Below are 23,705 nucleotides of genomic sequence, written 5' to 3' on the forward strand. Positions count from 1 at the left end.
GACAGATGGATTTCGAATATAGCGACAAGGTCGCCGGGCTGATCGCGAAGATCGAGGCGTTCATGGACGAACATATCTATCCGAACGAGCAGGCCTATTACGACTTTGTCCACGACCAGAACAACCGCTGGCAGGAATGGCCGGGGATGGAGGCGCTGAAGGACAAGGCGCGAGCCCAGGGCCTGTGGAACCTGTTCCTGCCGCACGAATATGGCGAATTCTCCCCGGGCCTCACCAATCTCGAATATGCGCCGCTCGCCGAATTGATGGGCCGCGTTCCCTGGTCGAGCCAGGTGTTCAACTGTTCGGCGCCCGATACCGGCAACATGGAGGTGCTCGCCAAGTTCGGTTCGCCCGAACAGCAGGAGAAATGGCTGAAGCCGCTGCTCAACGGCGAGATCCGCTCGGCCTATGTGATGACCGAGCCGCAGGTGGCATCGTCCGACGCCACCAATCTCGAGCTGTCGATCATCCCTGATGGCGACGACTATGTCATCAACGGCCGCAAATGGTGGATATCGAATGCGATGCACCCGCGCTGCGAGATCTTCATCGTGATGGGCAAGACCGATTTCGACGCGCCGCGCCATGCGCAGCATTCGCAGATCCTCGTCCCCCGCGACACGCCCGGCGTGACGATCGTCCGCCACCAGACCGTCTTCGGGTCGTACAACTCGCCCGGCGGCGAATCCGAGCTCCGCTTCGACAATGTCCGCGTGCCGAAGGAGAATCTGATCCTGGGCGAGGGCCGCGGGTTCGAGATCGCGCAGGGACGGTTGGGGCCGGGCCGCATCCACCATTGCATGCGCTCGATCGGCCAAGCGCAGCGCGCGCTCGAACATATGGCGTGCCGCGTCGACAGCCGCGTCGCCTTCGGCCGGAAGCTCGGCGACCAGAGCAGCATCCGGCAGGATGTCGCGCGCAGCTTCTGCGAGATCGAGATGGCGCGGTTGCTGACCCTCAAGGCCGCCGACGCGATGGACCGCCATGGCAACAAGCAGGCGAAGGACCTGATCGCCGCGATCAAGGTGGTCGCGCCGACCATGGCGCAGACCGTCGCCGACCGCGCGATCCAGGCGCATGGCGGCATGGGGGTCAGCGAGGACACGCCGATCGCCTATTTCTTCACGCTCAACCGCTATGTCCGGATTACCGACGGGCCGGAAGAGGTGCATATGTCACAGCTCGGCAAGCAGAAGATCGCCGAATATGTCGCCGCGAACCGGCGCTGAACACCAGGGGGAGGCAAGGTCATGAAGGCTCTTCGCTATTATGGCGCGCACGATATCCGCTACGAGAGCATGGACGATCCGGTGCCGCAATCGGACCGCGATGCGATCGTGAAGGTCTCGGCCTGCGCGATCTGCGGCAGCGATCTCCACATCTATCACGGTCACGGCTTTTCGGAGGATATCGGCTTCTGCGTCGGGCATGAGGCGGTGGGCGAGGTCGTCGAAACCGGACGCGGCGTGTCGCGACTCAAGGTGGGCGACAAGGTGATGATCCCTGCCGCCGTCGGCTGCGGATCATGCCGCGCCTGCCTATCGGGCGTGGTCAACCTGTGTGAGAATGGCATGGCGGGCTGCTATGGCCTGTCCGCAAAACTGCAGGGATCGCAGGCCGAGGCGGTGCGCGTGCCAGCCGCGGACGTCAACGCGGTGCCGATCCCCGATGGCGTGACCGAAGAACAGGCATTGCTGATGACCGACGCACTCGCGACTGCGTGGTTCGGCGCGCGCAATGCCGATATCGTGCCGGGCAGCAGCGTCGCGGTGATCGGATGCGGGCCGATCGGGCTGATGGCGGTGGACAGCGCCTTCGTGATGGGCGCGCATGTCGTCTATGCGATCGATCCGGTGCCCGAGCGACAACCGCTTCTCGATCCCCTGGATCCGAAATTTGCAGTACCAGAGTTTCGAACCGTTAGGCCGAATCTCCAAATACAGTCCATTTTGATCCGTTTTGCGGTAGGGGGTATCAGCTGGCTGAAACCCACGGATTTCTGCGGCTTTCAGGGACATTTGGGGGCAACGCCTTTCTTCCCTGCTCGTTGCCCCCAGATTTGCCCCCTATTTTTCGAGACTTGGTGACATCACTCGGAACAAAACGAGATTCCAGTTAGGGGCAGTATAGCCCGAAACCCGCATAAAATCGAGGATTTGCAACGTTTTGGGAAGGTGCACTGGTGCCCCAAGGCGGACGAAAGCGATGAATATGAATCGCCGCTTCTACTACCCTAGAGCCGCCATTTAACGCAAATGATCGCCTTCCTTCGTCCCCGGATTGCCCCCAGCGCTATGACCTAAAGGAACCGTTTTACTCATCCGTCGAGGAACGATCACCCTGCGGCAAACCATCACATCGAAAGGATTGACCGTCCATGCGGCATTTGCCATGATTTGAATATGGGGATCGCGGTCTCCCCACGAGGCGACAGGCTCAAGAATCGCGTCCTACTTTCAACAAGGACGCATCATGTCTGTTCTCAACACGATCTCACCGGATAAACTCGTTCGCTTGGTCGGTATTCCGACCGGGCCTGTTTTGATCGACGTTCGACCCGAGGAGGAATTCTCGGCCGAACCGCTGCTGATCCCTGGATCGTTGCGAAGGTCCGCCAGCGATGTCAGCGCCTGGGCACGAGCATTCCACGGCCAGTCGGTCGTTGTTGCTTGTCGGGACGGTGGATCGCTGAGCCAAGGCGTCGCCGCCCGGCTGCGCCACGACGGCGTGTCAGCGGAGGCGCTGGAGGGCGGTGTGGCCGGATGGGCGAACTCTGGTCTTCCAATGGTGCCGAACACCGTGCTGCCGCCCCGCGATGCCGAGGGACGGACCGTCTGGGTGACGCGCGGTCGCCCCAAGGTGGACCGGATCGCCTGCCCGTGGCTGATCCGCCGCTTCATCGATCCGAGCGCGATCTTCCTGTTCGTGGCGCCCTCCGAGGTTCAGGGCGTCGCCGAGCGCTTTGGCGCCGCTCCCTTCGACATCGAAGGCGAAGGCGTCACTTGGAGCCATCGGGGTGAGCTATGCACCTTCGACGTCATGGTCGAGGCATTCGGCCTCAGCGGTCATGAGTCACTCAAACGCCTCGCGCCGATCGTGCGCGGTGCCGATACCGGCCGCCCCGACCTCGTGCCCGAAGCGGACGGGTTGCTTGCCGCCTCGCTCGGCCTGTCGCGCATGTATGCCGACGATCAGGAACAGCTCGAGGCCGGGATGCTCCTCTACGACGCCTTCTATCGCTGGTGCCGCGACGCGACCGACGAAACCCATAATTGGGTCTCGCACCAGCCCGCGAAAGCCCGCGCCAAAGCGCAGGTGCGGCCATGAGCGGCGCGGTGACGGAACTGCCCGTAGGCAGCGAAGCAGGCACGCCGGATCACGGCATCACATTTGGTGAAGCCGTGCGCGTCTGGGCGCGGATCGCATCGCTGAGCTTCGGCGGCCCCGCTGGCCAGATCGCGGTAATGCACCGCATCCTCGTCGAGGAGAAGCACTGGATCGGTGAGGAGCGCTTTCTGCACGCGCTCAACTATTGCATGTTGCTGCCCGGCCCCGAAGCGCAGCAGCTTGCCGCCTATATCGGCTGGCTGCTTCACAAGACCAAGGGCGGTCTGGTCGCAGGCGGACTGTTCGTGCTGCCCGGCTTCCTCGCAATCCTGGGCCTCAGTTATCTCTATGTGCTGCTCGGCCATGTGCCGCTGATCACCGGGTTGTTCTTCGGCTTGAAGGCGGCGGTCCTCGCGGTGGTGATCCAGGCGGTGGTGCGGGTCGGATCGCGTGCTCTCAAGAACAACGTCATGCGCGGGATCGCGGCGGCCGCCTTTGTCGCGATCTTTTTCCTCAATGCGCCTTTTCCGCTGATCGTCCTAGCGGCGGGCATCGGCGGCTATGTCGGCGGACGGCTGGGCTTGTCGGCCTTCAAGGGCGGCGGCGGACATGGGAGCGCGGGCGGGAATGTCGTCCATGACCGCGATACCGCGCTCGGCGAAAGCCTGCCGGATCATGCCAAGCCCAACCTTGGCTGGTCGCTCAAGATTTCCGGGACATTCCTGTTCCTTTGGCTCGCGCCGGTCATCGCGCTGCTGGTGCTTCTCGGCCCCGATGACGTGTTCACGCGCATCGCAACCTTCTTCAGCCAGATGGCGATGGTTACATTCGGCGGCGCTTATGCCGTGCTGGCTTATGTCGCGCAGGAAGCGGTAGGCACCTATCATTGGCTCAGGCCCGGCGAGATGCTCGACGGCCTTGGCCTGGCCGAGACGACGCCGGGGCCGCTGATCATGGTCACGCAGTTCGTCGGCTTCCTCGCGGCGTTTCGCGATGCGGGCGCATTGCCGCAATTGGTCGCGGCCACGCTGGGCGCGATCCTGACGACATGGGTGACGTTCATGCCCTGCTTCCTGTGGATCTTCGCGGGTGCGCCGTTCGTCGAGCAGTTGCGCGGCAACCGGACGCTCTCGGCCGCACTCAGCGCGATCACGGCGGCCGTCGTGGGCGTGATCCTCAACCTTGCCGTCTGGTTTGCGATCCACACCTTGTTCCAGGACGTGCGGGTGGTCCGGGTCGCGCGGTTCGCCTTCGACTTCCCGGTTCTGACCTCGCTTTACCTCCCGGCGGCGCTGCTGGCCGCCGGCGCCGCGATAGCCGTGTTCCGGTTCAAGGTCGGGATGATCCCGGTCCTCGCGGCAAGTTCCGCGATCGGTGCGGCCCTCTATCTGTCAGGCGTGGTCCAATGATCCCGCTGCTGCTCAAGGAGATCATGATGAAGCGTATCACCACGTTCGGCCTGTTGGGGCTTCTCGCTCTGAGTTCGCCCGCATTGGCGGCTGAACCCTGGGAACAGGCGGTCGCCACCGCCATCGGCAAACCGGGCGCCGAGATGCCGGGCGGTGTCTATCGCATCGGCCTGCCGCGCAGCGACCTGCATGTGGTGCTCGACGGCGTGACCTTGAAACCGGCGCTGGCGCTCGGCTCCTGGCTGGCGTTCGTACCGCATGGCGGGGGTCAGGCGATGGTCATGGGCGATCTGGTGCTCACCGATACCGAAGTGAATCCGGTGATGGCCAAGCTTGTCGCCGGCGGAATCGAGATCACCGCGCTCCACAACCATCTGCTGCGGAACACACCCCACACCATGTATATGCACATCGCCGGGCATGGCGATCCGGCGCAACTCGCCAAGGTGCTGCACGATGCGCTGGCGCTGAGCGGCACGCCCTTGTCCGCGCCTCCGGCGGCAAGCCCCGCCGCGCCGGAGACGATCGACCTCGACACCGCCGCGCTCGACCGCATCATGGGCCACAAGGGCAAGATCGGCGGCGGCGTCTATGCATTCGGCATTCCCCGTGCCGAGGCACCGCGCGATGGTGGGATGGCGTTACCGCCCGCGATGGGCGCGGCCATCGCCATCAACTTCCAGCCAACCGGCGGCGGCAAGGCGGCGATCACCGGCGACTTCGTGCTGACAGCGTCGGAGGTCAATCCGGTGCTGCGCGAGTTGCGGCAGAACGGGATCGAGGTGACGGCGCTCCACAACCACATGCTCGACGACGAGCCGCGCCTGTTCTTCATGCACTTCTGGGCCAATGACGACGCGCAGAAGCTCGCGCGCGGGTTGACCGCCGCGCTCAGCCATGTCGCGGTCGCGGCGAACTAGGGCGCAGCGATGAAACCCTGGAGGGGATGTGCAGCGGCACTGCTGCTGGCGCTGCCGGGGTGCAGCCAGGCACAACCGACCGATCCGCACTCCCCTCTCGTGCTGGAGCGAACGATCTCGCTCCCCGACACCAGGGGGCGCATCGACCATCTGGCGGTCGATCTGGCGGACCATCGGCTGTTCGTTGCCGAGATCGCCAACGGCACGGTCGATGAGGTCGATCTTGAGGCCGGCAAGGTCATCGGCCGCATCGCCGGCCTTGGCGAACCGCAGGGCGTCGCCTGGCTTCCGGCGACCCACGAATTGGTGGTCGCCTGCGGTGACGGCTCGGTCCGCTTCTATGACACAGAGCTTCACGAGCGGGCGCGGATCGCGCTTGAGGACGATGCCGACAATGTGCGGGTCGATCCGCGCAACGGCCATGTCATCGTCGGCTATGGCAAGGGCGGCCTCGCCACGATCGATCCCGTCCGTCACACGGTTCTCGCCCGATTGGCGCTGCCCGGCCATCCGGAGGGGTTTCGGCTGTCCGGATCGCGCGCCTATATCAATATCCCCGATGACGGCTCGGTGATCGCGGCCGACATCGACCAGGGAAAACAACTGGCACGCTGGCCGACCGGACTGCACCGGCTTAACTTCCCGATGGCGGTCGAGCCGTCAGGCAACCGGATCGTGATCGCCTATCGGCTCCCGGCGGCGCTGGCGACGATCGATACAGCGAGCGGCCAAACGCTCTCCCTCGGATCAGCTTGCGGTGATGCCGACGATCTATTCCTGGTGCGCGATCATATCCTGCTGGTCTGCGGCGCCGGCCATGTCGATGTGATCGGCGCCGATGGACAGAGCGCGTGGGCGCAAACTGCTGGCGGCGCACGCACCGGGCTCTATGTGCCGGAGCTGGACCGATTGTTCGTGGCGGTTCCGGCCCATGGTCATCCCGCCGCGATCTGGGCGCTCAAACTGAATCTCGCGCAGCCCCAGCGCTGAAGCACGGCGGCGTCAGAGATATTTGGCCAGTTCACCCAGCTTAGCCAGTTCGTCGCGCGTCGCCTTGGGCAACGGCCCGACCAGTTCCTCCAGATGATGTTCGATATGATCGCTGACCAGCAGTGTCTTGGTCTTGTCGAGCGCAGCGACCACCGCCTGCATCTGCTGCGCGATCTGGAGGCCGTCCCGGCCTTCGGCAACCATTTCGACGATCTTGGCGAGATGGCCCTGCGCGCGCTTCAGGCGGTTGAGAAGATCGGGATTGGCGGCATGGCTCATGCAAATGTCCTGCTCAATGCGGTAGCGCGATCCATCCGTGAACGGCGACATAGAGGCCGACGATCAGGATGACCCCACCCGAAACATAGGGCGCCTTGCGGACGATCTCGCCAAAACCGCTCCAGCGCTTCGTCACCTGCTTGACGCTGATCGCGGCGATGACGCCCGACGCGACCATGGTGATGGCAAGCCCGATGCTAAAGCACAACACCAGCACGGCGCCCAGCGCGAGCCGCTGGAGCTGGAGGCAGAGCAGCAGCACGGTGATCGCGCCCGGGCATGGGATCAGACCGCCGGTCAGGCCGAACAGGATGATCTGGCCGGTGGTGACATTGCTGTTCGCGAAGCGGCGCCGGATGTCCTCTGCATGGGCCATTTCGTGCGCATCGACAAAGCCGCCGGTCGCAACCTCCAGGCCGCGTTCCTCGGCTTCCTCGAATTCTTCATGTTCATGGTGGTCGTGATCGCCGTGATGATTATGCCCGTGGCCGTGGGAGTGGCCGTGATGGTGCCCATGATCGTGGTGATAGTGTTCGGCTGCAATCTGCTCGCGGCGGGTGCGCCATAGCATCCAGGCGGCGATCACGACGATCAGCACGCCGGATGCGAGCTGGAAATAGGGTTCGGTCGCTTCCGCGTTGAGGCCGCCGAACAGCCACATGCCGCCGAGCGCCACGACCCAGACCACGACCGTATGGGAGAGCGTCGCCGCCAAACCCAGCAGCACGGCCTGGCGCACTGTTCCCCTGACCGCGATGATGAAGGCCGCCATCATCGTCTTCGAATGGCCCGGTTCGAGCCCGTGCAGCGCGCCGAGCAAGATGGCGGTAGGCACAAACAGCCACGCATGGGCGGCGCTTTGTTGAAGCAGGTCTGCAAGAGAGGTCATGGCGTGGCGTTTAGCATGAGCTTTCGCATCATCCCATCCCCCTGGATAGGATATTTATCGATAAACGAACCTTATTGTGTTCTGGAGATTACTCCTCATCGCCTGATGAGCATCGGCGCCCGCTGGCTCAATCTACAAGTAGCGCGAGATTGCCTTGAAACCCTCGATCGCCCTGTTCGAGGGCGATCGGCGGTTCGCGGTGGTGGTCCGCTTGCCGGATGCCCAGCGCGACGATCTTGAAACGCTTGGCGTCATCCCGGTCATGCTGCCGGCGGCCGAAGGCCAGGCTGGTGCTGCCGGCGATTACGGCTTGGACAGCCCGCCTGAAGATCGGTCCCATGCCAAAGGCCAAGTTGGCGACCTCGTAGGCAAACGCAATGCCGGTGCCCGGATGGGCATCGGCATTGTGATCCAGCAAATATCAAGCCGGTCAGACTGCACCGTCCCTTCGGAATGCTGGTCGCGGATACGTAGCCAGAATCTCCGCAATCGATTTGAACTCCATGACCGTCATCGATCGCCGTTGTCACTACGCTGGCGTAGCAAAGGCGGTTTATAGGTCATTTTCGGCGGAAACCAACGGTATGTGGTGACCCGCGATGATGAACACTACATTTACGCTGTAACACCGCCCTAATGCTTGCACATTCGAATCAATTCGGATGGGCCGCCGCCGCAGTCGAGTCTATGACGGAAGAACTTCGACAGTCATGGAATAAGACGATCGTGGCCGCGGTGGCGCAATCGGGCGCGGTGCTCCTTCGCCTCCGGGCAGATTACCAGCAGCCAGTGGCTGTTCAGCCTTGGCACTGGCTTGGGGCGCAGAACCACCGGGGCCGGCCGCGCTCCGTCCACCGCCGCTGGCGACGTTTACCCACCACATACCGGCGTCCGGCCAAGTGATCGTGACCTTGCCCTCGGCATCGGTCGTGAGATCAAGCTGCTGAATGCCATCGCGATAGCGAACGCCACCGTTTACCGCGCTCACGGAAAGGTCGGCCGCCGGCTTGCCATCAAGCAGGAACTGGAAAGTGGCAGCCTCGCCGCTCGCCAGTTCGGTAGGGTGCGTAACCGGAACCATCTCAAGTCCCTTGCCGGTCGGCTTGAAAACCGCGGTGGTCGGCTCTCCAGCGGTCGCAAAGGTCTCGATGCGGCTCGTATTGACCGCGCTCCATACATCGGTCGCCCCGGCGGGCACAGCTTGAGCGAGCGTTGCAGGCGTGGTCCCGCGCGGAAGCATCTTCCGTTCTCCGTTCAGCAGGTAGCTGCCGCTCACCGATTCAGAAACGATTGCGATCTTGTAGGTGCCGGGCTGCACGACATGGACATCGAAAGTCTGACGCAGGCGGCCCTTCGCGCTGTTCTCGACCGCTACCTTGCTGCCATCCGGCGCGAGCGCGAACGGTTCCCAATTCTGCACGGCGTGATCGAAATAATAGAGGTCCGTCGATAGGGCCGCATCGACCGTCAGCCATTCGTCGCCGCTACCGACGAACATGGTCTCGGAAGGAAGCATCCACGACCGGGGCGCTGCCTCGACAGCGATCGGCGCAAGCGCGGCTCCCATGGCGAGGGCCGACAGGATCGACGTGCGGATCATCTTCACAGGCATAGCTCCCCCTTAACGCCGGGCGTTCAGTGAGACGCGGCCAAGCTCGAACTTGCCGCTCGTCGATGCAGTTGCCTGGGTTCCCGACCAGGTGAAGGGCAGACGCACCGCTTCGCGTCCACCGGCCTCGCGTGCTGCTTCGACGACGAGGACATAGTTCCCCGGTGTCAGCGCGGGCATACCTCCCCGACCGGCGGTGAAGCTGAGCGTATGCGATCCGGCCGGACGGGTTGCGCCGCTCACGCCGTCGGCAGGAACACTGAGCATTCGTCCGGCAGCACGCCACCAAAGACGCACGTCGCGCAGCCATTTGGCGCCCGCATTGTTGCGCTTGTCGACATCATAGAGAATGCTGAGGGTCCGGGGAGCGCTGCCCGCCTTCTCCAGCCAGACCGCCACATAGGGGCGATGATATTCGGCAACCGACAATCGCGGCAGCGTGAACGAAAGGTCAATCGTCTGCGCGCCAGCTGGCGTTACCCCAAAGCCGCTTGAGCCGAGAGCCGCCGCAGTCAATCCCGTCAAGCGAAAACGCATGCATATATCCCTGATTTCGATTGCTTCTAAGAAGCCCAAGGTCCAATTCAACATCACCCACGTAGCGCAAACAATTCGCATTCGCAACAAAAGGGACTTGCGTTCATCAATATTGCATCGTCAAATGGGAAGAGCGCATGTTCGTGCACCTTAACTCCGATTGTAAGAACGGCTATTCCATTCAAGACGGCGACCCACAGATGCAGCATGGGCGGGCAGTCCTTCAGCCTCGGCAAGGGTCACGGCTGCACGACCGAGTTCTCGTAAAGCCCGTTCGTCCAGCTCGATAACGCTGGTGCGCTTCATGAAATCAAGCACCGATAGTCCTGAGGCGAACCGCGCCCGGCGCCCTGTTGGCAGGACGTGATTGGGGCCAGCGATATAGTCGCCGATAGCTTCCGGCGTATGCTGGCCGAGAAAGACCGAGCCAGCATGTGCGACACGGTCAAAAAGATGGCGAGGTCGAGGGGTGGCGATCTGGAGATGTTCGGGCGCAAGCGCATCGATGAGTGGTATGGCATCGTCGAGAGCAGGGACGACAATGATCGCGCCATGCGCTTCCCACGAGGAACGCGCCACCGCCGAAGTGGCGAGGGTGCCGAGTTGCACTTCGACCGCCGCAGCGACGTGGTCGGCGAAGGCCCGATCGTTGGTGATGAGGATCGACTGGCTCGTCGGATCATGTTCGGCCTGACTGAGAAGGTCGGCGGCGATGCAATCCGCATCGTTCGCTCCATCCGCCAGGACGACAATCTCGGATGGACCCGCGACCATGTCGATTCCCACGACACCGTAAACCTGCCGCTTGGCTTCGGCGACCCAGGCATTGCCCGGACCGGTGATGACATCGACGCGTGGGATCGACCCAGTGCCGTAAGCCAGCGCGGCGACCGCTTGTGCACCGCCAATCGGACGCACCTCGTCAATGCCGGCGAGGTAGGCCGCCGCCAGCACCAGCGGGTTGGCGATGCCATCGGGCATCGGGGTCGCCATCACCACGCGACTTACGCCCGCAACGGCGGCAGGAATCGCGTTCATCAGCACCGATGAGGGATAAGTGGCTCGGCCCCCCGGCACATAGATACCGGCGCTTTCCACTGCCCGCCATCGCGCGCCGAGCCGGACGCCAGCACCGTCCACATAGTCGCTGTCCGTGGGCAACTGCCTTTCATGGTAGGTGGCAATCCGCCGCGCGGCAAGTTCCAGGGCCATACGCAAGTCAGGGTCGAGGTCGCGGAACACCCTCTCGCAAACGTCGCGGCCGATCGTCCATCCGGTCTGGTCGAGGTCGTGCCGATCCCACTTCCAAGTATAGGCGCGCAACGCATCGTCGCCGTCCCGGCGAACAGCCGCGATCACCTCGCGCACGACCACCGAGACATCCTCGTCGGCTTCGCGCCGCGCTTCCACCAGTGCGTCAAAATCCAATTTGAAATCAGGGGCGTCCGCAAAAAATCTTCGAACCATGCTTCACACTTCCACTTGTTGGGCGCTGAATTTGGTGAGGCGACACGCAGCAGCTTTCGCAGATTACCGCACAGCCTCGACCGCGATCAGCAGCACGGCATAGCGCCCGCCTTTGGCCAGCAACACCAGCGGCAGGAAGACCCGTAAAGGCGTGCGTAGCAATCCGGCCGCAAAGGTTAGCGGATCTCCTACAATCGGCGCCCAGGAAAGCAGGAGAGACCATTTGCCCCACCGGGCATACCAGCAAACGGCCTTCTCGACCGTGGCGGCCTTGAACGGAAACCAGCGCCGGTCGCGCAGCCGTTCGAAACCGCGTCCGAGCAGCCAATTGAAAAGCGAACCGAGCGTGTTTCCTGCCGTCGCACTTAACAGCAGCAGGAGCAGATCGTATCGCCCACTGATCGCCATCGCCGAGAGCAGGATTTCGGACTGTGCAGGCAGCAGGGTCGCGGCGACGAACGCTGTCACGAACAACCCGGCATAGGGCGCCGCTATAGCGATCATCGCGATCGACAGAAGGCATAGCGGTTCGCATCCTTCACTGCACAGTCGTGCCGAACAGGTGGCCGATGCCCGCCGTGGCTGCCAGCGCGATCGCGCCCCAGAAGGTCACCCGCACCGCGCCACGCCACATCGACGCGCCGCCTGCCCTTGCGCCGATCGCGCCGAGAATGGCGAGGAGGACGAGCGTCGCGATCGTGATTGCGATGACCAGCGAGGCGCGCGGGACCACGCCGACCATTAACACCGGTATGATCGCACCTGCGCAGAAGGTTGCCGCCGACGCCAGTGCCGCCTGGATCGGCCGTGCCGCCAATTCGGACGTGATGCCAAGCTCGTCACGCATGTGCGCGCCGACCGGATCGCTGCGCATCAACTGCTCGGCGACCTGGACGGCGAGGTCGGGTGCAAGCCCGCGCGCTTCATAGACAGCGGCCAGTTCGCGGCGTTCCTCCTCGGGGTCTGATGCATGTTCGCGCGTTTCGCGCAGCCGGTCGGAGCCTTCGACATCGGCCTGACTGCTCACCGAGACATACTCACCCGCCGCCATCGAGATTGCGCCGGCGATAAGCGCTGCGACGCCGGTCAGCATTACCGTCGACGAACTCGTCTGGGCCGAAGCGATGCCGACCACCAGGCTGGAGGTTGAAATGATGCCGTCATTAGCGCCGAGCACTGCCGCTCGCAGCCAGCCGACCCGCTGCACCAGATGCCGTTCGCTCGGATGTCGCATGCCTCAGTCTCCCTGCCTCGTTCGCGATGGGCATCCAGTGAGACGCCCATGGCGCGGACTGTTTCCGCACTTATGCCCGAAGGACTCAGCACTCGGTGGCCAACGCCGAGACCCCTCCATCATGCTTCCGCAATCCTGACGCGCAGAAGCTTGACCGAATTAAGGAACACGAGAACGTCTGGTCCCAGATGGATGAACGCCGCCTGGATTGGTCCAATCCAGCCCATGAGCGCGGCGGTGATGCCAAGCACATGGACCACTCCGACACCGACCCAGAGATTTTCCTGGACGGTCCGATAGGCGCGACGCGCGATAGTGCGCGCGCCAACAATCTTGCCGAGGTCGTCGGTCATCAGTGCGATGTCAGCGGCTTCCAACGCCGCCTGCGTGCCGCCGCCGCCCATGGCGATGCCAATGTCGGCACGCGCGAGTGCCGGCGCGTCGTTGACGCCGTCACCCACCATCGCAACCTTATAGCCGCGCTTCTGCAAGTCGGCGATCATGGCGACTTTGTCTTCGGGCATCAGGTCGGCCTTGACCTCATCGACACCCAAGTCTCTCGCAATCGCGTTAGCAGTCGTCTGATTGTCGCCGGTCAGCATGACGATATGTCTGACGCCATTTTCCTTCAAAGCGGCGATGGCTTCTCGCGCCCCTGGGCGCAGCGTATCGGCGATGAAGATGATCCCGCAAAACCGGCCGTCAACCGCGACGTGGACGGGCGTGCGATCCCGATCTTCGACAGCATAGGCGATGGACACGCCGTTCTCGCGAAGTAAAGCCGGATTACCTACGAGAACGGTTCTGCCTTCCACGGTCGCCCTAACGCCTCGACCCTGAACCTGCTCGTAGTTTTCCGGTTCCGGCACTGTGATTCCGTCCTCGGCGGCCGCCTCGACCACCGCCTTGGCCAAAGGGTGGGCTGAGCGGCGATCGGCGGCGGCCGCGATCCGCAGCAGTGTCGTTTCCGAAAAATCTGGATTGGTCACCTTGACGTCGACCACTAACGGCTTGTTGGCGGTCAGCGTGCCGGTCTTGTCAAAGGCGATCGCGTCTGCCTTGGCGAGTTGCTCAAGATAGAGCCCGCCCTTGATGAGAATGCCGCTGCGAGCAGCCCTGGCAATCGCGGCGATCATGACGATCGGCGTCGCCAGGCCAAGCTCTGCCGGCGAGGTGAAGATCAACAAGGTCACGATCTTGGAGACGTCGCGCGTCACCAGAAAAACGACGATCAGGAAGACGAACACGACCGGGATCAGCCATCCCGCGACCTTGTCGGCCAGCTTCTGCACGGGGGCAGCCTCGGCTTCGGCATTTTCGACCAGCGCGATGATGCGGGAGAAGATCGTATCGCCGCCGACCTTTTCGGTTCGGATGTCGAGCGCGCCGGCTTCAACGATGGTGCCGGCGAACACCTCTGCACCCTCCGTCTTGTCCTGGGGGACGCTTTCACCGGTGATCGGTGCCTGGTTGACCGAGGCTCGCCCGCCGACGACCACGCCATCGACCGGGATTTTCTCGCCGGTTCGCGCGAGGACGATGTTGCCCGCCTTGAGCGCCGCGATCGGCACCGTGCGCTCCGACCCGTTATCCCGCACGATCGCGGTTTGGGGCACGGACCCGATCAGCGCCTTGATCGAGGCGCGAGCGCGATCGGTATTGAGGTCGGCAATGAACTCCGCAATGAGAATGATGACCATTAGGACGGCGCCGGCCACAGTTTCGCCGCCGAATATCGCGACAATGGTCGCGATCGTCACGAAGATCTCGGTGCCGATCTTACGTTCAGTTATGAGGTCGGCGAGCCCTGTCCTGACCAGCGGATAGAGGCCGATGACGACCGCAGCCCAAAGCACCTGGATCGGCACAAGCTGTTGCCAATACAGCAGCGCCACCGTGCCGGTAAGCAGTATCCGGCCAATTTCGATCCAGCGTTCCCGTGTCATCAGGTCGCGCCAGGTCGCACCGTCTTCCCGGGGTTCAACTGCCTCACTCATCGTAACGCTGCCTCCTGTCGCTTCATTTTTCCGTTCGCCCGATAGAGGCTCCCGTTTCCCGCACCCTGAGGGGACATTTCGCCGCGAGCGCGGGGGCGAGCGCCCGCGGCGTGGTTCAGACCTCAAGGGGCAGGCCCGAACCAATCTCGATTTTAAGCACCGGAGCGAAAGCCCTTCCTGGCGCGACGCCTGGGTGCAGTTGACGGCCTGCGGAGCGCAAGATGCCGCGCGAGCAAGCGGTCCTCGGCCCTGAGCAACGAACCGAAAAGTCGCTTCGCACCTTTGAGCGGCAGCAAGGATAAAAGCCCCGTGCAGCGGAAACTGTGGACCACGCGCGCGCCTGGGGGGATTGCAGAGAGCAGGTAGCTTTCCTCCAGTGCGAAAAGCTTTCCCAGACCGAAGCGCAGGGCAAAGCACCGCTGCTCATCTACCGTTACAATGCGGGCATCGACGGTTCGGAAAGGCGCATTGCCTGTCTTCATGCGGAACGAATAATCGACCTTTGTATCCGACGTCAGCGAACCGGTTATTCTGACGAAAGGATGCCAGCGAGGGTAATCGTCAAACCTCGTGATGGCGGTCCAAACCCGCGGAAGCGACGTGTGGATGACGGTTTCATTCTCGACGGTGAACATGGCTCAGCTCCCGACGTCTCGACGGCCTTTTCAGGCTTGATCGTCGCGCGCGCCGAGCAATGTCTCGACCGGCGCGATCGTGATGAGCCCGATGCTACGTATGGTGTTGATCTCCGTCACGAACGTCCGAAGGCGCTCGTCTTCGTCGACGATTTCAACGACCAGGGGATCATTGCGATCGAGGAAGCCAGAGGCATGAATCAGTTTGGAATGCCCGAAGCCGACACGCCCGTTCAGGACCGTCACTCCAAGCAGTTTATGCGCTTTCGCCTTCTCCAGAATCACCTCGAACACGGGACGGTCGCCGCTCATCGCCAGTTCATCGGTGAAGATACGGAGCAAGGAATAGGATTTGGCTGTCATAACGCTGTCCTCTCTTCGTTTCGTGTCGAGGGGCCGACGACGTTTGCGGTTCGCCGCCGGCCCCTCTTGCTAGTTGGCCGGCAAGGGCTCATGCGGCTCTGCGCGCTCATCCCTTTGCCCGCGCCCGGCCATGTAGCGGGACATGAGCGCAGTGATCGCCGGCAGGACCAGCAGGGTGAGCGCCGTGCAGGTGATGAGGCCCCCGATCACGACTGTCGCGAGCGGACGCTGCACCTCGGCGCCGGTGCCCGTGGCGAGCGCCATCGGCACGAAGCCGAGGCTGGCGACCAATGCGGTCATCAGCACTGGCCGGACACGTTCCATCGCGCCGCCGATGATCGCTTCATCCTCATCGACGCCATCGTCACGCCGCTTTCGGATCGCGCTCATCATGACGAGGCCGTTGAGCACGGCGACGCCCGACAGGGCGATGAACCCAACCGCCGCCGTGATCGAGAAGGGTATGCCACGCAACAGCAGCGCAAACACCCCACCCGCCAGCGCCATCGGCACTGCCGAGAACACGATCGCCGCCGGCACGAAGCCGCCGAGCGCCATGTAAAGCAGTGCGTAAATGGCGAGGAAGCAGATCGGAACCACAATCAGCAGGCGCAAACGTGCCGACTGGAGGCTTTCAAACGTGCCGCCCCAATCGGTATACATGCCAGCGGGCAGATTGAGCTGGCCGATCTTCTCCTGGGCTTCGGTGACGAAGCCCCCGAGATCGCGACCGCGCACATTGACCTGCACGACGACCATGCGCTTGCCGTTCTCACGGCTGATCTGGTTCAACCCTTGTGTGTAGCTGAACCGTGCCACCTCGCGCAGCGCGATCGAGCGCGCGACCTCGCCCGGTCCTGCGGGCAGCATGACCGGAATCGCGCCAAGCGTTTCCAGATCGTCGCGCTGCGCGTCCGGCAGTCGCACCACCACTGAGAAGCGCCGATCGCCCTCGAACAGCAGCCCGGCCTCGCGCCCGCCGAGCGCGGCGGCGACGGTGTTCGCCACCTCCTCGACCGACAGGCCGTAACGCGCCGCAGCCTGCCGATCGATCTTAACGTCGAAGGTCGGCGCACCCGATGTTTGCTCTGCGCTGACGTCACCGGCGCCCGGTATCGAGCGAAGGATACCGGCGATCCGGTTGGCCTGGGCACTCATCGCGCCGAGGTCGTCGCCATAGAGCTTGACCGCGACATCCGCGCGCACGCCGGCGATGAGTTCGTTGAAGCGCATCTGAATGGGCTGCTGAATCTCGGTGCGATTGCCGATCAGCGGCTTCATCCGTTCCTCGATTCGCTTAAGGATGTCCTCCTTCGACTTGACCTCGGCCGGCCACTCATCCTCGGGCTTGGGGATGACATAGGTGTCCGAGGCGTTGGGCGGCATCGGGTCGGTGCCAAGGTCGGCGTTGCCGTTCTTGGAAAAGACCAATGCCACCTCCGGTAGCGATTTCAGCGCATTTTCTATCTGAAGCTGCATCTGCGTCGACTGGTCGATTGAGGCCGAGGGCACGCGGAAGTTGGTAACGGTGATGTCCTTCTCGTCGAGCTGCGGCATGAACTCCTCGCCGAGCAGGCCGAAGGCGAATATCGCCGCCACGAACACGCCCGCGCCACTGGCGACAAACGGCAGTGGATGCGCCACCGCTTTGGTCAGGAGTGGCGCGTATTTCTCCTTGAACCAGCGGATCGGCTTCACCTCCGTCTCGCTGACCTTGCCGGTGATCACGAGCGCGATCATGGCGGGCACGAAGGTCAGCGACAGCACGAAGGCGGACGCGAGCGCCACCATCAGGGTGATCGCCATCGGCGCGAAGGTCTTACCCTCGACGCCCTGGAAGGTGAGCAGCGGCACGAAGACCAGGAAGATGATGAGCTGGCCATAGACGGTCGGCCGGATCATCTCCTGTGCGGCGAGTGTGGTTTCCTCCATGCGTTCGGATCGGGTAAGAAGCCGTCCTTCATGCTCCTGCCGCTCCGCAAGGCGTCTGAGCGCGTTCTCCACGATGATGACCGCGCCGTCGACGATCAAGCCGAAGTCGAGCGCGCCGAGACTCATGAGGTTTCCCGACACGCCGAGCCTGTTCATGCCGGTAGCGGTCATGAGCATGGTGATCGGGATCACTGCCGCGGTGATGAGCGCTGCACGGATATTGCCCAGCAGCAGGAACAGGACGACGATGACGAGCAAAGCGCCTTCGACGAGATTCTTCTCGACAGTGGCGATGGTGGCGTTGACGAGCTTGGAACGATTGTAAACGGGCTCCGCGAAGACGTCGGGTGGAAGTGCCCGGTTGATTTCCGTGAGCTTGTCTGCCGCGCTGGTGGCAACGATCCGGCTGTTGCTGCCGGTCAGCATCAGCACGGTCGAAATGACCGCCTCCGATCCCATGCGGCTGCCCGAGCCGGTGCGGACCGCGCCACCGATCTCGACGTGACCGACATCCTTCACACGCACCGGCACGCCGGCGCGCGTGGCTACGACCGCCTCCTCAATGTCCTGGATCGACTTGAGGCGTGCGTCGGCGCGGACAAGGAAACTTTCACCGGCCCGCCGAATGTAATTGGAACCGGCAGAGAGGTTGGCCCGCTCCAGCGAGTCTGCCAGCTCCGTGATCGAGAGACCATAGGAAGCCAGCGCATTGAGGTTGGGTTGGACGAGATACTGCTTCACATAGCCGCCGTTGGAATCGACGCCGGCCACGCCCTGCACCGTCCGCATCTGCGGGCGAATGATCCAGTCCTGCACCGTCCGCAGATAAGCCGCCTTGGCGAGTTCGGTCGTCAGCTTCTCGCCTTCGGGCGTGAGATAGCTGCCGTCCGACTGCCAGCCGGGCTTTCCGTTCTCGATCTTCACGCCCTTCCCGTCGGGATGGCGGAAGGCGACCGAGTAGAAGAAAATCTCCCCGAGGCCGGTGCTGAGCGGCGCCAGATTGGGCTGGACGCCGGCAGGCAGGCTATCCCTTGCCTGGGCGAGCCGTTCGGTCACTTGCTGCCGCGCGAAATAGATGTTGGTGTCGTCGGTGAATACCGCCGTCACCTGGCTGAATCCGTTGCGCGTCAGTGATCGGGTCAGGGTGAGGCCGGGAATACCGGCCAACGCGGTTTCGACCGGAAACGTGACCTGCTTTTCCATGTCGACGGGACCAAGCGTCGGATTGAAGGTGTTGATCTGCACCTGACGGTTGGTGACGTCGGGCACGGCGTCGATCGGCAGTTTGGTGATTTGCCATGCGCCGATGCCGACGATGATGAGGACGAGGAAGGCGACGAACCATCGCCCCCTCACCGAGAGGCTGAGGATACGCGCGATCATTCCGCCGACTCCTTTTCGAGTTCGGCTTTCAGCAGGAAAGCGTTGGTGGTGGCGATCGGCGTCCCGGCCTTGAGGCCGGAGACGATGGCAACGAGCCCGCCGCTGCGGCTGCCGGCCTGGACCGTCTGCGCCTTGAAGCCGTCACGGGTCCGAACGAAGACGACGGTGCGATCCCCGATCGTCTGCACGGCATCCTGCGGCACCATAACGCCATCTTTGACGGCACCGCCGCTCGCAAAAATGCGCGCCTGGACGAGCTGCCCCGGAGCGAGCAAGCCCGCGTCACCCTTCGGCTCGATGACGACGGTCGCTGCCCGGCTCTGCGGATCGATCACGCCGGTCGCGGACCGGACGCGGCCCTCGATGGTGCGGCCGTCGCTGACGGTGAGTTCGACGCGATCGCCTGTGCGCACGCGCCCGGCGTCTGCCGGAGGAATGCTGGCCGTGATTTGCAGACGGCGCGGATCGGCAACGCGGAACAGTTCGGTTTCCGCAGCGACGAACTGGCCGAGATTGGCGGGAGCCGACGTGATGCGGCCACTGACCGGGCTCACCACCGCGACCGAGCGGCCGTCTCTCGACACCCTTGCTGCGCCCGCAGCCGCGCTCGCCCGGCGGGCATCGGCCTGTGCGACGGCGAGATTCGCTTCGGCGGCTTCATAGTCAGCTCTCGGACTCACACCTTGCGCCAGCAAGCCCCGCTCACGCGCGAGCTGGCGGTTGGCGAGCGTGACGCGCGCCGCCGCCGCCGCCTGATCGGCGGCGATCGTCGAAGCATCCCGGCTCTCAACGAGAGCGAGGGTTTCACCTTGCCCGACGGGATCGCCGATCCGCTTGAAGATTCGGGTCACGGTGCCGGGCGCTCTTGCGGTCAACACCGCCTCGGCATCCGGCGTAGCTTCAACCGTGGCGGCGGCCGGGATCGCCGCGTCCAGTTCACCGGACGCGGCGGGAGCAATGCCGATCTGTGACGCGGCGATGCCCTGCTGCGATATGGCTATCGTATCGGTTGGTGCAGCCGAAGCTTGCGACTCCGTTTCTGCTGCCGGAGCAGAGGCGGAAGGCTGCGTGAGGCGCGCGGCACCGAAGCCGAGCGCGGCGGCGGCGACCAGCCCAAGGGCGGCACCGGCATAGAGGCGGTTCTTGTCGTTCATTGGACCGGTTCTCCGGTGATGGTGAGGCCCTGGAGACGGGCGAGATTGGCGCGGGCATCGAGGCGGGCAGCGGCAGCGTCGAGAACGACCCCGCGCGCAAGTCCCAGCCCGTGCCTTGCCGCGATGAGTTCGATCAGGGGCGACTTGCCGGACTCGTAGGCGATGCGAGCAAGCCGGTAGGTCTCGTCTGCCGTTCGCAGCGTCTGTTCGGCCGCTGCGACACGCGCGTCCGCCGCTTCGTTGAGGGCGACAGCGGCGCTGATTTCTGCTTCCAATTCTAGCAAGGTAGCATTTGCCCGCGCTTCCGCGCCGCGTAGCTCCGCCTGGGCGGCGGCAATGTTCCCGCGATTGCGATCGAACAGCGGAAAGGGGACAGTTATCCCCGCGATGATCGCATTGGCCTTGTCGACTTCCAAACGACGGACGCCGACTGACGCCGTCACGTCCGGCACTGCTTGACGCCGTGCCACGATCACACGATGCGCTGCCGCCTCTCGCTCAGCCTTGGCGGCGAGGTAAGGTGCGGTCTGCATCGGGTCCACGGGACCATAGCCGGACCGCGCCTCGAACCTTCCCAGGAGAGGTTCGGACAAGGTAGTGAACGGTGTCGTCTGACCAGCAAGCGCGGAAAGGCGCGCATAGGCGCCGACCCGCTCGGCCTTCGCCGTGTCCACGGATGCCCGTAAAGAATTGACCTCGGTCTCGGCCTGAAGGCTGCGCAGCCGCGCTTCCTTTCCAGCCCCAACGAGCGCGCGTGCAGCACGCAGGTCAGTCTCGGCCTCCTCGACTTCATCTTCCGCCAGAGTGATTCGTCGATCAGCGATCTCCGCCGCGCCGTAAGCGCGGGCAAGATCATAGGCATAGGCCAGGCGACCATCCCTGCTCCTGGCGCGAGCGGCTACGACTCCCGCTTCGCCAGCCGCAATGCGCGCGGAGCGTTTGCCGCCCAGCTCGATGACCTGGTTGAGTTGCAGTGTGCTCTCGGCCCGGTCGAAACCTCTATAGGGCTGTTGACCGGCGATGTTCTCGGTCATCACCCCAATGCTGGGATTGGGCCGTGCCCGTGCTTGCCGGGCCAGGCCCTCGGCGCGTTCGACATCTGCTTCCAGGATCACCTGACGCGGCGCTTCCTGTGTCTCGCGAAAGAGTTCTGCGAAAGGCGGGGCGGTTTGCGCGTTTACACTTGTGCACATCAGGCCGCCGGCCGCCGTGAACAGGCCAAACAGCGCCACGCGAACGCGCCGTTGGCCGATATAATCGGTCATTTGGATTTTCCTTGAGGTTATGCTTGCGGAACGCCGGTCGGCGCGCGGGCATCAGCCTCGTGGGGGACGCAGAAGGGCTTCCGGTAAAAGACCGCTGATGACGAAGTCTTTGGAAACGAACCAGTCGCCTGAAACGGCGAAGAAAGTAGCAGTCATGCCAGTGCTAGGCACGATGTCCGCCAACCCATGAATGACCGTGTGGGTCGCCTTATGAAGATCGACTTCCGGCATGGACGGACTATCGTCATCATGCTGGACAAGAGCGCTTTCGATCCTCGTCTCATCATGGCCGGCCATCGAACTGTGCCAAGCATTCAAGCCGAGCACGTTGAGCATCGCTAGCATGGCCAACAGCGCGCCAACGATGAGGTATCGATTGGCGGCTTTTGCATGAAGGACATGGCGTTGGCCGAGGCGCATCTTCTTTTTACTATCGGCAAATGCGCAAATCGGCAATCCCGACCTTCCCGCAAGACAGCGAACGGCCCTCATGCCCGCCTCGCCCAATGCGGGTGGAGATCGTCGATCATATAGGCGTGTGCGGCACCGTCGCCCGTATGATATAGACGAATATGCTCATGATCCTTCGGTAGATCGTCATGCTCGTGCGGCACGACATCGGGGTCGTCAGACGGCCAAAATAGCAAGGCAAAAATCGTGCCCGCACTTGCAAAAATCGCCATCGCACCGAACGCAGCGGTCATGGAGATATTGGCGCCGAGTTGACCAACCAGCGGATAGCATATCAGCCAGCATATGTGGCTGAGAGCAAACTGTGCGGCAAACAGCGCCGGCCTGTCTTCTGCATTGGCCGATCGTTTGAGCAACCGCCCCGAAGGCGTGACGCTCATCGAATATGCGATCCCCAGCACGACCCAACCAGCGAGCAACATGTGCCAGTACGAAGGACCGACCGGAACGGCGATACTGATCCAGGTCATTGCGCCGAGGCCCACAGACAGGGCGACAGCTGCACCGACCATAACCCTTCGATCATCGATCCTGTCGAGCAATCGGGGCAGAAGCAGGGCTGCGGCGATCGAACCCAGACCATAAGCTGCCAGAGTCAGCGCCACGTCGCGTTGGGCCATCCCGAGTAAGCTCTGGACGATGACCACGGTGTTGACGATTACCATAGAGCTGGCGGCGGCGGCGGACAAGGTAATCGCCAGCAGACCGAGCAAGCGCGGCGTCTGGAGGTAGATACGCATCCCGCGCGTGGTCTTGGCATAGAGGCTTTCCTGCCGATCTGCTGACCGCTCGGCGCGCGGCAGAATGACCGAAACGACTAGCAGCGCCGAACCGATGAAACCGATCGCCGTGCCGGAAAACAGCCAATGGAAATTGATCACGGTCAACAAGGCGGCCGCCAGCATCGGGCTGGTGATATTCTCCATGTCATAGGCGAGGCGCGACAGCGAGAGCGCGCGGGTATAGTCGCGCTCATCGGGCAGGACGTCGGGAATGGTCGCCTGGAAGGTCGGCGTAAATGCCGCCGAGGCAGCCTGGAGCACGAAGATCAGGACATAGATTTGCCAAATCTCGCTCACGAAGGGCAGGCAGATCGCAACGGCCGCGCGCACGAGGTCCAGAGAAACGAGCAGCGCCCTGCGCGGGACGCGATCAGCAAAGGCCCCGGCGATGGGCGCAATCCCGATATAGGCGACCATCTTGATAGCGAGAGCTGTTCCCAAGACAGCGCCCGCATTGCCGCCAGCGAGATCGTAGGCCAGCAAGCCGAGCGCCACGGTCGCAAGGCCGGTCCCGACCAGGGCGATGACCTGGGCGAGCAGCAGATGCCGGTAGGTTCGGTTCGCAAGAACGGCGAGCATGGTTTCCAACGAGTCGGGCATATCCCCCCAGGGGGATACTTGCCTTTATCCTCGTTGCGGTTAAAAGGTCAATAAAGGACTGGTGTCGATCGCTCTTTCGGTCGGTGGCATCATGATCAAATTCCTACCTGGCGGTCGGTGAACCGAAAACTACGTCTCGACAGCATGACCTTAGGTAACGATGATAAGAAGATGTCCCATCCCCATCCTCACTCGACCCATCCCGCAATCGTCAAACGCCTCAACCGGGCTACCGGTCATTTACGCAGCATCGTGGACATGATCGAGAACGGACGATCCTGCTCCGATATCGCCATGCAATTGCAGGCGGTCGAAAAGGCGATCGCGACCGCCAAGCGAACCTTGATCCAGGATCACCTCAGCCACTGCATCGGTGGCGATCCGGCGCACGGCGAAAAGGCGATGGCTGAGTTTCAAGCTATCTCTAAATATCTCTAACCGACGCAGCCGGGAAAGAAC

The 23,705-nt window shown here is 63.1% G+C and carries 23 protein-coding genes and 1 pseudogene; 7 read left to right on the forward strand and 17 right to left on the reverse strand.

What is annotated here, in order from left to right; translation table 11 throughout:
* Positions 1-5 precede the first annotated feature (5 nt).
* Both AX725_RS03435 and AX725_RS21670 read left to right on the forward strand, forming a co-directional pair.
* On the forward strand, positions 6-1,232 hold the full coding sequence (locus tag AX725_RS03435; protein ID WP_060978303.1) for an acyl-CoA dehydrogenase family protein: 1,227 nt from the start codon (positions 6-8) through the stop codon (positions 1,230-1,232).
* Between the two features lie 69 nt (positions 1,233-1,301).
* Positions 1,302-1,658 (forward strand): annotated as a pseudogene (locus tag AX725_RS21670) (alcohol dehydrogenase catalytic domain-containing protein); the annotation flags it as partial.
* On the opposite strand, the gene AX725_RS21675 reads toward AX725_RS21670, so the two are convergent.
* The gene (locus AX725_RS21675) at positions 1,542-2,021 is read right to left on the reverse strand and encodes an Arm DNA-binding domain-containing protein (RefSeq protein WP_331710215.1); all 480 of its coding nucleotides are present in this window, start codon (positions 2,019-2,021) and stop codon (positions 1,542-1,544) included. The pseudogene AX725_RS21670 and the gene AX725_RS21675 sit on opposite strands and share 117 nt — an antisense overlap.
* A gap of 454 nt (positions 2,022-2,475) precedes the next feature.
* On the opposite strand from AX725_RS21675, the gene AX725_RS03445 reads away from it, so the two are divergent.
* Genes AX725_RS03445 through AX725_RS03460 form a run of 4 tightly spaced genes read left to right on the forward strand, consistent with a single transcriptional unit; the run spans position 2,476 to position 6,649 of the window.
* Entirely contained in the window at positions 2,476-3,330 is an 855-nt protein-coding gene (locus AX725_RS03445) for a chromate resistance protein ChrB domain-containing protein (RefSeq protein WP_060978302.1), read from the forward strand.
* Positions 3,327-4,739, forward strand: coding sequence for a chromate efflux transporter (gene chrA / locus AX725_RS03450; protein ID WP_060978301.1), 1,413 nt, complete (start codon positions 3,327-3,329; stop codon positions 4,737-4,739). The genes AX725_RS03445 and chrA overlap by 4 nt, the downstream gene beginning before the upstream one ends.
* The gene (locus AX725_RS03455; RefSeq protein ID WP_208597921.1) at positions 4,736-5,659 is read left to right on the forward strand and encodes a DUF1259 domain-containing protein; all 924 of its coding nucleotides are present in this window, start codon (positions 4,736-4,738) and stop codon (positions 5,657-5,659) included. Before chrA ends, AX725_RS03455 begins: the two co-directional genes overlap by 4 nt.
* Before the next feature lie 9 nt (positions 5,660-5,668).
* Positions 5,669-6,649 carry a YncE family protein gene (locus AX725_RS03460; RefSeq protein WP_060978300.1) on the forward strand — a complete coding sequence of 327 codons (981 nt, stop codon included), beginning with the start codon at positions 5,669-5,671 and terminating at the stop codon, positions 6,647-6,649.
* Between the two features lie 12 nt (positions 6,650-6,661).
* Here the strand turns inward: AX725_RS03460 and AX725_RS03465 are convergent, their stop codons facing one another.
* The 16 genes from AX725_RS03465 to AX725_RS03540 all read right to left on the reverse strand — a co-directional run bounded on the left by AX725_RS03465 (position 6,662) and on the right by AX725_RS03540 (position 23,246).
* The gene (locus AX725_RS03465; RefSeq protein WP_060978299.1) at positions 6,662-6,928 is read right to left on the reverse strand and encodes a metal-sensing transcriptional repressor; all 267 of its coding nucleotides are present in this window, start codon (positions 6,926-6,928) and stop codon (positions 6,662-6,664) included.
* A gap of 13 nt (positions 6,929-6,941) precedes the next feature.
* Positions 6,942-7,817, reverse strand: a complete 876-nt coding sequence (locus AX725_RS03470) for a nickel/cobalt efflux transporter (protein ID WP_060978298.1) — start codon at positions 7,815-7,817, stop codon at positions 6,942-6,944.
* Positions 7,818-7,944: 127 nt separating this feature from the next.
* A complete protein-coding gene (locus tag AX725_RS20850) occupies positions 7,945-8,235 on the reverse strand; it encodes a hypothetical protein (RefSeq protein ID WP_060978297.1) in 291 nt (96 codons plus the stop codon).
* Positions 8,236-8,502: 267 nt separating this feature from the next.
* Complete coding sequence (locus AX725_RS03480; RefSeq protein ID WP_223811304.1) at positions 8,503-9,429, reverse strand: DUF4198 domain-containing protein; 927 nt, start codon at positions 9,427-9,429, stop codon at positions 8,503-8,505.
* Positions 9,430-9,438: 9 nt separating this feature from the next.
* Complete coding sequence (locus AX725_RS03485; RefSeq protein WP_060978296.1) at positions 9,439-9,963, reverse strand: DUF2271 domain-containing protein; 525 nt, start codon at positions 9,961-9,963, stop codon at positions 9,439-9,441.
* Between the two features lie 150 nt (positions 9,964-10,113).
* Positions 10,114-11,430, reverse strand: coding sequence for a histidinol dehydrogenase (gene hisD / locus AX725_RS03490; RefSeq protein ID WP_060978295.1), 1,317 nt, complete (start codon positions 11,428-11,430; stop codon positions 10,114-10,116).
* Positions 11,431-11,493: 63 nt separating this feature from the next.
* Positions 11,494-11,898 (reverse strand): YqaA family protein, encoded by a 405-nt coding sequence (locus tag AX725_RS03495; protein WP_223806831.1) that lies wholly within the window; start codon positions 11,896-11,898, stop codon positions 11,494-11,496.
* A gap of 70 nt (positions 11,899-11,968) precedes the next feature.
* Entirely contained in the window at positions 11,969-12,664 is a 696-nt protein-coding gene (locus AX725_RS03500) for a VIT1/CCC1 transporter family protein (RefSeq protein WP_060978293.1), read from the reverse strand.
* A 119-nt stretch (positions 12,665-12,783) separates the two neighbouring features.
* Positions 12,784-14,661: a heavy metal translocating P-type ATPase gene (locus AX725_RS03505; RefSeq protein ID WP_060978292.1), complete on the reverse strand. Its 1,878-nt coding sequence runs from the start codon at positions 14,659-14,661 to the stop codon at positions 12,784-12,786.
* Positions 14,662-14,813: 152 nt separating this feature from the next.
* The gene (locus AX725_RS03510; protein WP_062344279.1) at positions 14,814-15,296 is read right to left on the reverse strand and encodes an SRPBCC family protein; all 483 of its coding nucleotides are present in this window, start codon (positions 15,294-15,296) and stop codon (positions 14,814-14,816) included.
* Positions 15,297-15,326: 30 nt separating this feature from the next.
* Positions 15,327-15,659, reverse strand: coding sequence for a DUF190 domain-containing protein (locus AX725_RS03515; RefSeq protein WP_060977360.1), 333 nt, complete (start codon positions 15,657-15,659; stop codon positions 15,327-15,329).
* Positions 15,660-15,728: 69 nt separating this feature from the next.
* On the reverse strand, positions 15,729-18,974 hold the full coding sequence (locus AX725_RS03520) for an efflux RND transporter permease subunit (protein WP_060977359.1): 3,246 nt from the start codon (positions 18,972-18,974) through the stop codon (positions 15,729-15,731).
* Positions 18,971-20,128, reverse strand: a complete 1,158-nt coding sequence (locus AX725_RS03525; protein ID WP_060977358.1) for an efflux RND transporter periplasmic adaptor subunit — start codon at positions 20,126-20,128, stop codon at positions 18,971-18,973. Before AX725_RS03525 ends, AX725_RS03520 begins: the two co-directional genes overlap by 4 nt.
* Positions 20,125-21,393 (reverse strand): TolC family protein, encoded by a 1,269-nt coding sequence (locus AX725_RS03530; protein WP_060977357.1) that lies wholly within the window; start codon positions 21,391-21,393, stop codon positions 20,125-20,127. The genes AX725_RS03525 and AX725_RS03530 overlap by 4 nt, the downstream gene beginning before the upstream one ends.
* Before the next feature lie 51 nt (positions 21,394-21,444).
* Entirely contained in the window at positions 21,445-21,885 is a 441-nt protein-coding gene (locus AX725_RS03535; RefSeq protein WP_150425505.1) for a hypothetical protein, read from the reverse strand.
* The gene (locus AX725_RS03540; RefSeq protein WP_435653441.1) at positions 21,882-23,246 is read right to left on the reverse strand and encodes an MFS transporter; all 1,365 of its coding nucleotides are present in this window, start codon (positions 23,244-23,246) and stop codon (positions 21,882-21,884) included. The genes AX725_RS03535 and AX725_RS03540 overlap by 4 nt, the downstream gene beginning before the upstream one ends.
* A 171-nt stretch (positions 23,247-23,417) precedes the next feature.
* Between AX725_RS03540 and AX725_RS03545 the strand changes: the two genes are divergently transcribed.
* The gene (locus tag AX725_RS03545; RefSeq protein WP_060977355.1) at positions 23,418-23,684 is read left to right on the forward strand and encodes a metal-sensing transcriptional repressor; all 267 of its coding nucleotides are present in this window, start codon (positions 23,418-23,420) and stop codon (positions 23,682-23,684) included.
* Positions 23,685-23,705: the final 21 nt, after the last annotated feature.

The organism is Blastomonas sp. CCH9-A1 (genome assembly GCF_001557175.1).
In the GTDB taxonomy this organism is placed as follows: domain Bacteria; phylum Pseudomonadota; class Alphaproteobacteria; order Sphingomonadales; family Sphingomonadaceae; genus Blastomonas; species Blastomonas delafieldii_A.

Bases quoted from the DNA above. Each gene is read 5' to 3' on its own strand.
- AX725_RS03435 (WP_060978303.1), top strand. From the start codon at position 6: ATGGATTTCGAATATAGCGACAAGGTCGCCGGGCTGATCGCGAAGATC.
- AX725_RS21675 (WP_331710215.1), bottom strand. From the start codon at position 2,021: ATGTCCCTGAAAGCCGCAGAAATCCGTGGGTTTCAGCCAGCTGATACC.
- AX725_RS03445 (WP_060978302.1), top strand. From the start codon at position 2,476: ATGTCTGTTCTCAACACGATCTCACCGGATAAACTCGTTCGCTTGGTC.
- chrA (WP_060978301.1), top strand. From the start codon at position 3,327: ATGAGCGGCGCGGTGACGGAACTGCCCGTAGGCAGCGAAGCAGGCACG.
- AX725_RS03455 (WP_208597921.1), top strand. From the start codon at position 4,736: ATGATCCCGCTGCTGCTCAAGGAGATCATGATGAAGCGTATCACCACG.
- AX725_RS03460 (WP_060978300.1), top strand. From the start codon at position 5,669: ATGAAACCCTGGAGGGGATGTGCAGCGGCACTGCTGCTGGCGCTGCCG.
- AX725_RS03465 (WP_060978299.1), bottom strand. From the start codon at position 6,928: ATGAGCCATGCCGCCAATCCCGATCTTCTCAACCGCCTGAAGCGCGCG.
- AX725_RS03470 (WP_060978298.1), bottom strand. From the start codon at position 7,817: ATGACCTCTCTTGCAGACCTGCTTCAACAAAGCGCCGCCCATGCGTGG.
- AX725_RS03480 (WP_223811304.1), bottom strand. From the start codon at position 9,429: ATGCCTGTGAAGATGATCCGCACGTCGATCCTGTCGGCCCTCGCCATG.
- AX725_RS03485 (WP_060978296.1), bottom strand. From the start codon at position 9,963: ATGCGTTTTCGCTTGACGGGATTGACTGCGGCGGCTCTCGGCTCAAGC.
- hisD (WP_060978295.1), bottom strand. From the start codon at position 11,430: ATGGTTCGAAGATTTTTTGCGGACGCCCCTGATTTCAAATTGGATTTT.
- AX725_RS03500 (WP_060978293.1), bottom strand. From the start codon at position 12,664: ATGCGACATCCGAGCGAACGGCATCTGGTGCAGCGGGTCGGCTGGCTG.
- AX725_RS03505 (WP_060978292.1), bottom strand. From the start codon at position 14,661: ATGAGTGAGGCAGTTGAACCCCGGGAAGACGGTGCGACCTGGCGCGAC.
- AX725_RS03510 (WP_062344279.1), bottom strand. From the start codon at position 15,296: ATGTTCACCGTCGAGAATGAAACCGTCATCCACACGTCGCTTCCGCGG.
- AX725_RS03515 (WP_060977360.1), bottom strand. From the start codon at position 15,659: ATGACAGCCAAATCCTATTCCTTGCTCCGTATCTTCACCGATGAACTG.
- AX725_RS03520 (WP_060977359.1), bottom strand. From the start codon at position 18,974: ATGATCGCGCGTATCCTCAGCCTCTCGGTGAGGGGGCGATGGTTCGTC.
- AX725_RS03525 (WP_060977358.1), bottom strand. From the start codon at position 20,128: ATGAACGACAAGAACCGCCTCTATGCCGGTGCCGCCCTTGGGCTGGTC.
- AX725_RS03530 (WP_060977357.1), bottom strand. From the start codon at position 21,393: ATGACCGATTATATCGGCCAACGGCGCGTTCGCGTGGCGCTGTTTGGC.
- AX725_RS03535 (WP_150425505.1), bottom strand. From the start codon at position 21,885: ATGAGGGCCGTTCGCTGTCTTGCGGGAAGGTCGGGATTGCCGATTTGC.
- AX725_RS03540 (WP_435653441.1), bottom strand. From the start codon at position 23,246: ATGCCCGACTCGTTGGAAACCATGCTCGCCGTTCTTGCGAACCGAACC.
- AX725_RS03545 (WP_060977355.1), top strand. From the start codon at position 23,418: ATGTCCCATCCCCATCCTCACTCGACCCATCCCGCAATCGTCAAACGC.